Origin of the sequence: Sphingomonas sp. (assembly GCF_035317925.1) — a bacterium.
Taxonomy (GTDB): Bacteria; Pseudomonadota; Alphaproteobacteria; order Sphingomonadales; family Sphingomonadaceae; genus Sphingomonas_I.
In genome coordinates, this window is the sequence record NZ_DATHFV010000108.1 from 1 (window position 1) to 12,004 (window position 12,004).

Consider the following 12,004-nt stretch of genomic DNA (forward strand, 5'->3'; position numbering starts at 1 on the left):
CCGGCCGATACCAAGACCGAGAAGGACATGCTGGTCCAGATCGCGTCGCGCCCGGTCGATACCAACACCACCGCGACCACCGGCGGCGACGTATCGCGCTATCAGCCTTCCCATATCGCGCCGAAGCAGACGCCGGAGACGGCCGCCAACGCGATGGTACAAACCGCCAAGGCGGTGGTTCATGCGGTCGCACCGGGCGGTATGATCGTGGTCGCACGCGGCAACAACGTGACCGTGACGCCGCTTGGCGCCTCCGCCGCTCCGGGCGGGAACTGATCCCATGCATATCAAAGCCTTTTTGCGCCAAAGTTGCGCGCCCGTGATCGTGGCCGCGATCGCTACCGCCGGCCTGCTCGCGCCCGGCGCGGCTCGCGCCGCCGAGGGCATGACTTCGTCCAGCACTGTCGCCGAAGCGCCGGCACGCGTGATCAACATGTCGGTCGGCTCCGGCCAGCTGATCCGCCTTCCGCGGGCGATGACGGGCATGTTCGTCGCCGACGACAAGATCGCCGACGTCCAGGTCAAGGGTCCGTCCGCGCTCTATCTGTTCGCCAAGACCCCGGGCACGACCAGCATCTATGCCACCGACAAATCGGGCACTGTGATCTGGTCGACCGACGTGCGCGTCGGCAACAATCTGACCGCCGTCGGCGGAATGCTCAGGCTCGCGATGCCCGACGCCGATATCACCGCCACCCCGGTGAGCGGCATGGTGTTGCTGACCGGCACCGTCGCGACGCCCCGGGATATCGAAGAGGCCGAACGCCTGACCACGGCGTTCGCCGGCGGCGTTCAGGTGCTCAACCGGCTCCGGACCGCGACCCCGCTGCAGGTCAATCTGCAGGTCAAGATCGCCGAAGTCAGCCGCGATCTGATCAAGACTCTCGGCGTCAATCTGCTGACCCGCGATCAGACTGGCGGCTTCAAGTTCGGCATCGCCCAGGGCCGCGATTTCGGCTCGATCGGCAATACCGACATTTCCAAGCTGCCGATCGTTCAGGTGCCGACCCAATATGGCCCGATCGGCGTTCCCTTCAATCCGGCGACGGGGCAGTTCGTCGACGTGCTTCATCCGGGCACGGCCTACGACTTGAGCAAGCTCGGCCAGGGCGCGGGCAAGACCAGCATCGCGCTCGCGGGCCATCTGCTCGGGCTCGACATTCTCTCCGCGATCGACGCGGCGGAGACGGATGGTCTGGTCACCACGCTCGCCGAACCCAATCTGACCGCCTTGTCGGGCGAGACCGCCAGCTTCCTCGCCGGCGGCGAAATCCCGATCCCGATCGCACAGGGCCTTGGCCAGGTGTCGGTCGAATATAAGCAATATGGCGTCAGCCTCGCCTTCACGCCGACCGTGCTAAGCGACGGGCGCATTTCGCTCCGCGTCCGCCCCGAAGTGTCGCAGCTGTCGAGCGCGGGTACCGTGACGTTGGGCGGCTTCACCATTCCCGGCATCGTCACCCGCCGTGCGGAAACGACGGTTGAGCTCGGCTCGGGCCAGTCGTTCATGATCGGGGGCCTGCTCAACAACAATACCGCCAATTCGACCGACAAGGTGCCGGGCGTCGGCGCGCTGCCGATCATCGGCGCCCTGTTCCGCTCGAACAGCTTCCGCCGCCAGCAGACCGAGCTGATCATCGTGGTTACGCCATACCTGGTCCGGCCCGTCGACGCGTCGCAGATCAAGCTGCCGACCGACGGCTACAAGGCGCCGGGCGATGCCGAGCGCTGGCTGCTCGGTTCGACCTTCAAGGGTGACTCCGGTGCACGCCGGCCGGGCCCGACCGGCGTCGGCGGTGTCGCCGCGGCTCCTGCTACCCCGGCCACCCCTGCTCCCGCGGGAGGGAAGTGAGATGAAGACGATGCGTCTTGTTCAAAAAGGCGCGCTCATCCTGGGCGTGCTGCTCGCCGCCGGCCCGATTGAGGCCAAGCGCAATTTCAGCCTCGATTCGGTCAATCAGCCGGTCGTCAGCGGCAGCCAGGCGGTGGTCCCCAACTGCCCCAATTGGTCGTCGGGCGGGGTCGACTCGGCCGCGATGACCGACAGCAATTACGGCTGCGCGATCAATTCGAACCTGGCGGCGATGATCGCCGATCCGGCCGATCTGCTGCACGGCAAGTCCGATGCCACCACCGATACCGCCAGCCTGGTCCGCGCGATCAAGGCGTGGCGCGAGGCGGAGCCGACTTCGAAGCTCTGGACCACCACCGTCAAGGAAAGCTCCAAGTCGGGAGGCGGCCAGTGAACGCGCCCTTCCATCCCCGCACCGGGACGCGCGATCCGTTCAGCGCTTTCATGAGCGATCTGGATTCGGAGGACGTGGTCCGCGCGACCGCTTTGTCTTTCGGATGGCCGCTTGAACGCATCCATAATGGCGGCGTGAATTATGCGGTGCAGAGCCTCGCCGTCTCGCAGAGCCCGAGCATCCTGCTCGTCGATCTCGGCGACTCGAGCGACCCGCTCGAAGATATCAATGGCCTCGCCGAAGTGTGCGAGCCGGGCACGATGGTGATCGCCTGCGGGCGCATCAACGACGTCCGCTTCTATCGCGACCTGCTCGCGTCCGGCATCCACGATTACCTGCTCAAGCCCTTCACGCAGGAGCAGCTGCACGAGTGCATCGCCGGCGCGCAGACGATCCAGGCCGGCGCGCGCGCGGCCGAGGCCGCTTCCGCGACGCCGCATCTGATGACGGCGGTGATCGGCGTGCGCGGCGGCTCGGGCTGTTCCACGCTCGCGGTCTCGCTCGCCTGGCTGATGAGCGAGCGCGACAAGTCGACCGCTTTGCTCGATCTCGACGTGCATTTCGGCACCGCCGCGCTCGCGCTCGACCTCGAGCCCGGCCGCGGTCTGACCGACGCGATCGAGAATCCAAGCCGTATCGACGGTCTGTTCATCGAACGCGCGCTCGTCCGTCCTAACGACATGCTCGGCGTGCTGTCGGCCGAAGCGCCGATCAGCCAGCCGCTCACCGGCGACGGCACCGCTTTCCTCCAGCTTCAGGACGAATTGCGCGCCGCGGTCGCCTGTTCGGTGGTTGATCTGCCGCGCCATATGCTGGTCCAGCATCCCGCTTTGCTCGGCGACGTGGCGACCGCCGTCGTCGTGACCGAGCTCACGCTCGCCGCGACCCGCGACACGATCCGGATCCTGTCCTGGCTCAAGGCCAATGCGCCCGCCACGCGGGTGCTGCTGGTCGCCAACAAGGTGCCGGTCCTCGGCCAGGAAGAGGTCGTCCGCCGCGAATTCGAATCGTCGGTCGAACACAAGATCGATGTCGTCATTCCCTATGACGCCAAGCTCGCATCGCAGTCCGCCAAGGTCGGCAAGCCGTTGGCCGAGGTCGCCAAGGGCAGCAAGATCGGCCTGGCGATGACCGAACTGGTCGAGCAGGTGATGGGCGAGGAAGGCGTGCTCAAGAAGAGCAAGTCGCTGCTCGGCCGCATCGCCGACGTGCGCAGCCTGTTGCCGCGCAAGTCCACCGCGCCTGCCGACTGACGTGCTGACGATCCTTCTCCTGCTTTTCGGCGGCCTGCTGGTGCTGGGCGGGCTTGCCCTCGTCGGCCCGCCGGGCGGGCGCACGCGCAAGCGCCGGCTGGACACGGTCAAGGCCCGCCATACCGGCACCGGCAACACGGTCGAGACCCAGCTGCGCCGGATCGCGGCCGCACGGTCTACCGCGCTCGACGATGTCTTTCTTCGCTTTCTGCCAAATCCCGAATTGCTGCGCCGTCGTCTCGAAGCGACCGGCAAGAGCTGGACGCTGGGGCGCTACGCTGTCTTTTGCGCGGGCTTTTCCGCCGTCGCCTTCCTGCTGATGACCTTCCGGGGCGTGCCCTTCTTCCTGGCCCTGTTCCTCGGCATCCTGATCGGCGTCGGCCTGCCGCACATGCTCGTCGGCAAGATGATCAAGCGCCGCATGAAGAAGTTTCTCGCGCGCTTCCCCGACGCGATCGAACTGCTCGTGCGCGGTCTGCGCTCGGGCCTGCCCATTTCCGAGACCTTGTCCGTGGTCGGCAGCGAAGTGCCCGATCCGGTCGGCAGCGAATTCCGCAGCGTCGCCGATCGCATGCGCATCGGCCGCACGATGGAACAGGCGCTGCAGGAAACCGCGGACAAGCTCAACACGCCTGAATTCCAGTTCTTCTGCATCACGCTCGCGATCCAGCGCGAAACCGGCGGCAATCTCGCGGAAACGCTCGGCAACCTTGCCGACGTGCTGCGCAAGCGCCTGCAGATGAAGCTCAAGATCAACGCGATGTCGTCGGAATCGAAGGCGTCGGCCTACATCATCGGCTCGCTGCCCTTCATCGTCTTCGGCCTGATCTGGTGGATCAACCCGGATTATATGGGCACCTTCTTCACCGATCACCGGCTGATCATGGCGGCCTGCGGTGGCGGCGTGTGGATGGGCATCGGCGTGTTCATCATGGCCAAGATGATCAATTTCGAGATCTGATGCGATGATGCCGACCCACATCCCATTCGGCCTCGATGCCGTCACCATCGCCACCTTCATGGCGGCGCTGGCCGTGGCCGCATTGATCGTCGCGATCTACGCCGGCTCGACCGTGCGCGATCCGATGACGAAGCGCGTCAAGGCGCTCAACCAGCGGCGCGAACAGCTGAAGGCGGGCATTACCGCATCGACCCGCAAGCGTTCGCGCCTCAACCAGAGCAGCAAGGCGACCGAGCAGATGCGCTCGCTGCTCGGTGGGCTCAAGGTGCTGCAGGACAAGCAGCTCAAGGAAACGCAGGTCAAATTGATGCAGGCCGGCATCCGCTCCAAGGACGCCGCCATCGCCGTCATCTTCGCGCGGATGGTGCTGCCGATCGTGATCGGCGGCACCTTCATCTTCGGCGTCTACGTGCTCAACTGGTTCCCGAGCTGGGGCGGTTTCAAGCATTATATGCTCGTCGCGGGCGCGCTGATCCTGAGCTACAAGGCGCCCGATCTGGTCGTGAAGAACAAGATCACCAAGCGCACCGCCGCGATCCGCAAGGGCCTGCCCGATGCGCTTGATCTGCTCGTCATCTGTGCCGAGGCCGGCCTGACGGTCGACGCCGCCTTCCACCGCGTGGCGAAGGAATTGGGCAAGGGCTATCCCGAAATGGGCGACGAAATGGCGCTCACCGCGATCGAGCTCAGCTTCCTCACCGATCGCCGCCAGGCATTCGATAACCTCGCCCAGCGCGTGAACCTGGATTCCATTCGCGGCGTCGTCACCACCATGGTCCAGACGGAGAAATACGGCACGCCACTCGCTTCCGCGCTGCGTGTGCTCTCGGCCGAATTCCGCCACGACCGCATGATGCGCGCCGAGGAAAAGGCCGCGCGCCTGCCCGCGATCATGACCGTGCCGCTGATCCTGTTCATTCTGCCGGTGCTGTTCATCGTGATCCTGGGGCCCGCGGCCTGCTCGATCAGCGACAACATGCTCAAGACGTAACATATTTGTTTGAGCGGTTCCGCTCCCCCGCCCAACCTCCCGACATGATCATGCTGGATCGGGAGGTTGGGCGGGGGAGCGGGCCGGAACCGGCTTCCCCAATCAATGTTGACCGCGGGCGCTCCTACGCGCAATCCTTCGCCAAACGAGCAGGGAGAGTGTGAACATGCCCGAATTCACCACCAACCAGTGGGCCGTCCTTTTTCTCGTGCTCGTGCTGGGATGGCTTTTGGGGCTGGTATCCCGCTCGGGCGGCAAGAAATGGAAGCGCGCCTACGAGGCCGAACGCGACGCCCGCGCCGACGAGCAGGCCGAACTTGACGCCGCCCGCGCCCGCGTCGCCGAACTGGAAGGAGGCCGGCCCGTAGAGGTCGTGACGCCCGCACCGGTGGTGACCTCCGACACGCTCGACCTCACCCGCGACGATCTGTCGCGCATCCGCGGCATCGGTGCCGCCGGACAGCGGCGGCTCAACGAAGAGGGTATCTACCGTTATTCGGACATCACCGGCATGACTCCCGAGGACGAAGCCGCGCTCGAACAGCGCCTCGGCGCCGACGACGGTTATATCGAGCAGGAACAATGGCGCGATCAGGCCGCCCTGCTCGAAGCCGGCAAGATCGACGAGCACAGCGCCAGCTTCAGCTAAGGTTCTTTCCGTCGTTCCCGCGAACGCGGGAATGACGCTGCCTTGACCGCGCTAGAAAGCGGGATCCCGCTTTCGCGGGGATGACGGGCCCCACGAAAAAGCCCCCTTCCGTAGGGGCGGAAGGGGGCATTTCTGGCGGGAGGCTTAGTGACCGCCTTAGTCCCGCCCGATAGCGCCCCGGGCGGGATTGATTGTCCAACTTGAGAGCCTGATTCACGCCACCGTCGGTGACGATCAGGCTCTAGCGTTTCAGTGCCGCCTGGGCTGCTGCCAGGCGCGCGATCGGTACACGATAAGGCGAAGCGGAGACATAATCGAGTCCCGCGCTTTCGCAGAAGGCGATCGAGGCCGGATCGCCGCCATGTTCACCGCAAATGCCCAGTTTTATATCGGGTCGAGTCGCCCGGCCGCGCTCCGCCGCGATCTGAATCAGCTCGCCCACGCCCTCGATATCGAGGCTGACGAACGGGTCCTTCGCGTAGATGCCCAGCTCGACATAGGTGCCGAGGAAGCGCGCCGCATCGTCGCGGCTGACGCCCAAGGCGGTCTGCGTCAGGTCGTTGGTGCCGAACGAGAAGAATTCGCCGACCTCGGCGATCTCGCCCGCCCGCAACGCCGCGCGCGGCAGCTCGATCATCGTGCCGACCAGATATTCCAGCACCTGGTCCTTCTCGGCGAAAACATCCTTGGCGGTCTTGTCGACCAGCAGCTTGATGATCTCCAGCTCGCGCCGGGTCGCGACCAAAGGCACCATCACCTCGGGGATCGGCGCCTCGCCGGTCTTGCGCGCCACGTCGCACGCCGCCTCAAAGATCGCGCGCGCCTGCATCTCGTAGATCTCGGGATAGGTGATCCCCAGCCGGCAGCCGCGATGGCCCAGCATCGGGTTGAATTCGTGCAGTTCGGCCGCACGGCGCTTCAACTGCTCGACCGACACGCCCGAGGCGGACGCCACCTCCGCATATTCCTCTTCCTCGTGCGGCAGGAATTCGTGGAGCGGCGGATCGAGCAGGCGGATCGTCACCGGCAGCCCGGCCATGATCTCGAAAATCTCGGCGAAGTCGCTGCGCTGCTCGGGCAGCAATTTCTCGAGCGCGCGCCGGCGGCCTTTCTCGTCCTCGGCCAGGATCATCTGGCGCACCGCCGATATCCGGCTCGCGTCGAAGAACATATGCTCGGTTCGGCACAGCCCGATGCCGTCCGCCCCGAACTGGCGCGCGGTGCGGCAGTCGTTGGGTGTCTCGGCATTGGTGCGCACCTTCAGCCGGCGCACATCGTCCGCCCACACCATCAGCACGCCGAAATCGCCCGCCAGCTCCGGCTGCACGGTCGCGACGAGGCCCAGCATCACCTCGCCGGTGGCGCCGTCGATCGTGACGATATCGCCCTCGCGCACTTCCTTGCCGCCGACGCGGAACAGCTTGGCCTTGGCGTCGATCGCGAGGCTGCCGACGCCGGACACGCACGGCCGTCCCATGCCGCGCGCCACCACGGCGGCGTGGCTGGTCATGCCGCCGCGTGCGGTCAATATGCCCTTGGCGGCATGCATGCCGTGAATGTCCTCGGGCGAGGTTTCGACCCGCACCAGGATCACCGAATCGCCCACCGCCGCGCGCTTCTCGGCGGTGTCGGCGTCGAACACGACCTGGCCTGATGCCGCACCGGGGGAGGCGGGCAGCCCCTTCGCGATCACGTCGCGATGCGCCTTGGGATCGAGCGTCGGGTGAAGCAACTGGTCGAGCGCCGAGGGATCGACCCGGCCGATCGCCTCGTCCTGCGTGATCAGCCCCTCATTGGCCATGTCGACCGCCATCTTGAGCGCGGCCTTGGCGGTGCGCTTGCCCGACCGCGTCTGCAGCATCCACAGCTTGCCCTGCTGCACCGTGAATTCGATGTCCTGCATGTCGCGATAATGCGTTTCCAACAGGTCGAACACGCGCGCCAGCTCAGTGTAGGTCTCCGGCAGCGCCTCTTCCATCGACAGCGCCTTCGCGCCGGCCCGCTCGCGCGCGGCCCTGGTCAGATATTGCGGCGTGCGGATGCCGGCGACGACGTCCTCGCCCTGCGCGTTGATCAGGAACTCGCCATAATAAGCGCGCTCGCCGGTCGACGGATCGCGCGTGAAGGCGACGCCGGTCGCCGACGTCTCGCCCATATTGCCGAACACCATCGCCTGGACGTTGACCGCCGTGCCCCAGCTGCCCGGAATATCGTTCAGCCGGCGATAGACCTTGGCGCGGTCCGACTGCCACGATCCGAACACCGCGCCGATCGCGCCCCACAATTGGTCGTGCACGTCCTGCGGGAACGGCTTGTGCCACTGCTCCTCGACCAGGCCCTTGTAGCTCTTCACCAGCGCGCGCAGATCGTCCGCGGTCAATTCGGTGTCGAGGCTGACGCCGCGATCCTCCTTGGCGATCTCCAGCGCTTCCTCGAACGCGCCATGGTCGAGCTCCAGCACGACGTCGGCATACATCTGGATGAAGCGGCGATAGCTGTCCCACGCGAACCGGTCGTCGCCCGACGTGGCGGCCAGGCCCTGCACGGTCTGATCGTTGAGGCCGAGGTTGAGCACCGTATCCATCATCCCCGGCATCGACGCGCGCGCGCCCGAGCGGACCGAGACGAGCAGGGGGTCGGCGTTGTCGCCAAAGCTCTTGCCGGTCACCTTTTCGATATGGGCGATGCCGCTGACGACCTCGTCGCGCAGACTGTCAGGGAAGGCGCCGCCCTGATCATAATAAAGCGCGCACACCGGGGTCGAGATCGTGAAGCCGGGCGGGACGGGCAGGCCGATGCCCGCCATGCCGTCGAGATTGGCGCCCTTGCCGCCGAGCAGATTCTTGTCGCCGTTGCCGCCGTCGGAGACCCCGCCCCCGAAGCGATAGACATAGCGTTCCTGCTCGACGCTCACCGGCACACTCGCCATCTCCGATACGCTCCTTCGCCACCCGCCTGTTGCGGTGCAAAAGCGCTAGGCCGTCAAATAACTCCAATCAAGCCGGGCAAAACGAAAGCAAATTGCGCTAATCTGTTCGCAGGTGCAGCGTTAGCGCTACCCTTCGATCTTGGAGAAGTCGGCAACGCGATGCACCGCGTCGCGGATAAGAGCCAGCAACCCTAGGCGTACTTCGCGCTTGTCCCTGTCGACATCGTTGACGGTAACGGTATCGAAGAAAGCATCGATTGGACCTCGTAGGGTAGCGAGAGCTGCCATTGCGCCCTCGAAATTTTCGTCCTTAACCGCGAAATCGGCGGCGGCTCCGGCGGTAGCAAGCGCTGCGATCAAGGCATCTTCAGCGGGTTCGGGGGTGTAGGACGGCAGAAGAGATTCGCTCGAGGCGCGCCACTCTTCTTTGCGGAGAATGTTTGCGGCGCGCTTATAGCCAGCGAGCAGGTTTGTGCCGTCTTCGGTAGAGATGAACGCCTGCAATGCTTTCACCCGCGCGAGCAACCGCACGAGATCATCTTCTCCGCCCAGCGCAAACACTGCATCAATCAGGTCATGGCGAACACCGGCTTCGCGCTGCTGAGCCTTGAGACGGTCAGCGAAGAAATCGAGCAAACGATCCCGGGTAGGATAAACCCTATCTTTGAACAGCGCATCGAGCGCTTCGTCAGACACGTTTCGCTTCTCAAGCTGTTCCCAAATCGCGTCCGCTTCGTCGTCAGACAAAGGGAAGCCTGCAGCTTTTTGGGCCTCTCGAATTTGCTTAATAAGCTTTGAGCTCTGATCACCCAGGGCTCTGCCAATGCCATGGACGATTGCCCAAGAAAGGGCGTCCCTTAAACCGAGGTGCAGGTCGTTGGTCTGGAGCAGGCCTATGACGCCAAGTGCCGACCGGCGAAGAGCAAACGGATCCTTGGAACCCGAAGGTTCCATTCCCTCAAAAAAGAACTTCGCAATTGTATCGAGCTTGTCCGCCAAGCTTACAGCCACTGTGACAGGTGCGGATGGCACCTCGTCGCTCTGCCCAACCGGCTTATAATGGTCGCGGATCGCACCAGCGACTTCGTGCGGCAGCCCTTCGGCGTGCGCGTAATAGCCACCCATAACGCCTTGCAATTCGGGGAACTCGCCGACCATTCCCGTGACCAGATCGGCCTTGGCGAGCCGGGCGGCCTGCTCGGCATGTTCGGGGTTTGCTCCCTTGATAACGCCCTGCTCGACAAGCCAGCGTGCCAGTCTTGCTACCCGCTCGACCTTGTCGGCAACCGTGCCAAGCTGTTCGTGAAAACGGATCTGATCGAGCTTCTTCGCCTGCTCCGCGAGCGGCACCTTGAGGTCCTGCTCCCAGAAGAATTTCGCATCCGACAGCCGCGCCGCCAGCACCTTGCGGTTGCCGTTGACGATCGCGACGCCCCCATCTTCCGCCACGATATTGGCGGTGCAGATGAAGTTCGGCGCCAGCTTGCCCGCCTTGTCCACGCACGCGAAATATTTCTGGTTGGTGCGCATGGTGAGCTGGATCACCTCGCGCGGCACCTCCAGGAAGGCCGGGTCGAAGTCGCCGAGCAACGGCACCGGCCATTCGGTCAGCCCGGCATTCTCCGCCACCAAGCCATCGTCGGGAATGACATGCAGCCCGCGCGCCTCGGCCAGCGCGCGTGCGCCGCCTTCGATGATGCCGCGCCGCTCGGCGGGGTCGAGGATGACGTGGCAGGCGCGCAGCTTCTCGGCATAGTCGCCCGCCGATCCGATCGTGATCTTGCCGGGATGATGGAAGCGGTGGCCATAGGTCGCCGCGCCGCTCTGGATGCCGTCGATCTCGAACGGCACCACATCCTCGCCGAGCAAGGCGATGATGCCCTGCAGCGGCCGTACCCAGCGCAGGCTCGCGGTCGAGGCGGAGGCCGTGCCCCAGCGCATCGACTTCGGCCACGGGAAGGCGCGCACGATCGCCGGAATCGCCTCGGCAAGCACCTCGGCGGTGGCGCGGCCGGGTTTCTCGACGATCGCGAACAATATGCCGTCGCGCTCGATCAATTGCTCGCGCGTCAGCCCGGTCTTGCGCAGGAAGCCTTCCAGCGCCTGCGGTGGCGCGGAGGACTTGGGGCCCTTCGTCTCTTCCGACACCGCCTCGGTCGCGGCGGGCAGGCCGCGCGCGATCAGCGCCAGCCGGCGCGGCGTCGCATAGGTCTCGATCGCGCTCGCGGCCAGGCCGGCCTTGGCGATATCCGCCTCGAACAGGCGCTGGAGATCGGCCGACGCCTTCTCCTGCATCCGCGCGGGGATTTCCTCGGAGAGCAATTCGAGCAGGAAGTCAGCCATCAGGCGTCCCACCCGTTATGCGCCATCCAGGCTTCGCACGCGCCCTTGGTCAGCTCGCGCACACGGCCGATATAGGCCTGGCGCTCGGCGACCGAAATCACCCCGCGCGCCTGCAGCGTATTGAAGATATGGCTCGCCTTGATCGCCTGGTCATAGGCCGGCAGCGGCAGCGGCTTGTCGCGCTCCAGCAGCGCCTTGCACTCGTCCGCCGCCTGCGTGAATTGCTTGAACAATGTCTCGGTGTTCGCCGCCTCGAAATTATAGGCGCTGAACTGCTTCTCATTCTCAAGGAAGACGTCGCCGTACGTCACGCCCTCGTCGTTGAAGGCGAGGTCGTACACGCGGTCGACGCCCTGGATATACATCGCCAGCCGCTCCAGCCCGTAGGTCAGCTCGCCCGCGACCGGCTTGCAATCGAACCCGCCGACCTGCTGGAAGTAAGTGAACTGCGTCACCTCCATCCCGTCGCACCAGACTTCCCAGCCCAGCCCCCATGCGCCCAAGGTCGGGCTCTCCCAATCGTCCTCGACGAAGCGGATATCGTGGTTCTTCGTGTCGATCCCGATCCGCGCCAGCGAACCGAGATACAATTCCTGCAAATTGGGCGGGCTCGGCTTCAATATCACCTGATA

General features: G+C 65.0%; 9 protein-coding genes and 1 pseudogene. 7 read left to right on the top strand and 3 right to left on the bottom strand.

Annotated elements, in window-relative coordinates; all coding sequences use genetic code 11:
• The 7 genes and pseudogenes from VK533_RS07865 to VK533_RS07895 all read left to right on the top strand — a co-directional run.
• A pseudogene (locus tag VK533_RS07865) lies at window positions 1–276 on the top strand (Flp pilus assembly protein CpaB); the annotation flags it as partial.
• Window positions 277–325: 49 nt separating this feature from the next.
• Window positions 326–1,852 carry a type II and III secretion system protein family protein gene (locus VK533_RS07870; protein ID WP_324376313.1) on the top strand — a complete coding sequence of 509 codons (1,527 nt, stop codon included), beginning with the start codon at window positions 326–328 and terminating at the stop codon, window positions 1,850–1,852.
• Window position 1,853: 1 nt separating this feature from the next.
• Window positions 1,854–2,246 (top strand): CpaD family pilus assembly lipoprotein, encoded by a 393-nt coding sequence (locus VK533_RS07875; protein WP_324376314.1) that lies wholly within the window; start codon window positions 1,854–1,856, stop codon window positions 2,244–2,246.
• Window positions 2,243–3,499 (top strand): pilus assembly protein CpaE, encoded by a 1,257-nt coding sequence (locus VK533_RS07880; RefSeq protein WP_324376315.1) that lies wholly within the window; start codon window positions 2,243–2,245, stop codon window positions 3,497–3,499. Before VK533_RS07875 ends, VK533_RS07880 begins: the two co-directional genes overlap by 4 nt.
• A 1-nt stretch (window position 3,500) precedes the next feature.
• Entirely contained in the window at window positions 3,501–4,460 is a 960-nt protein-coding gene (locus VK533_RS07885; RefSeq protein WP_324376316.1) for a type II secretion system F family protein, read from the top strand.
• A gap of 4 nt (window positions 4,461–4,464) precedes the next feature.
• A complete protein-coding gene (locus VK533_RS07890; protein ID WP_324376317.1) occupies window positions 4,465–5,451 on the top strand; it encodes a type II secretion system F family protein in 987 nt (328 codons plus the stop codon).
• Window positions 5,452–5,617: 166 nt separating this feature from the next.
• A complete protein-coding gene (locus VK533_RS07895) occupies window positions 5,618–6,100 on the top strand; it encodes a hypothetical protein (RefSeq protein ID WP_324376318.1) in 483 nt (160 codons plus the stop codon).
• A gap of 241 nt (window positions 6,101–6,341) precedes the next feature.
• Here VK533_RS07895 and ppdK read toward each other — a convergent pair whose 3' ends face one another.
• From ppdK to VK533_RS07910, 3 genes are all read right to left on the bottom strand, one after another.
• Window positions 6,342–9,029, bottom strand: coding sequence for a pyruvate, phosphate dikinase (gene ppdK, locus VK533_RS07900; RefSeq protein WP_324376319.1), 2,688 nt, complete (start codon window positions 9,027–9,029; stop codon window positions 6,342–6,344).
• A gap of 126 nt (window positions 9,030–9,155) precedes the next feature.
• Window positions 9,156–11,372, bottom strand: coding sequence for a glycine--tRNA ligase subunit beta (glyS, locus tag VK533_RS07905; RefSeq protein WP_324376320.1), 2,217 nt, complete (start codon window positions 11,370–11,372; stop codon window positions 9,156–9,158).
• The coding region (locus VK533_RS07910; RefSeq protein ID WP_324376321.1) for a glycine--tRNA ligase subunit alpha at window positions 11,372–12,004 on the bottom strand (633 nt) is incomplete at its 5' end. The genes VK533_RS07910 and glyS, both read right to left, overlap by 1 nt.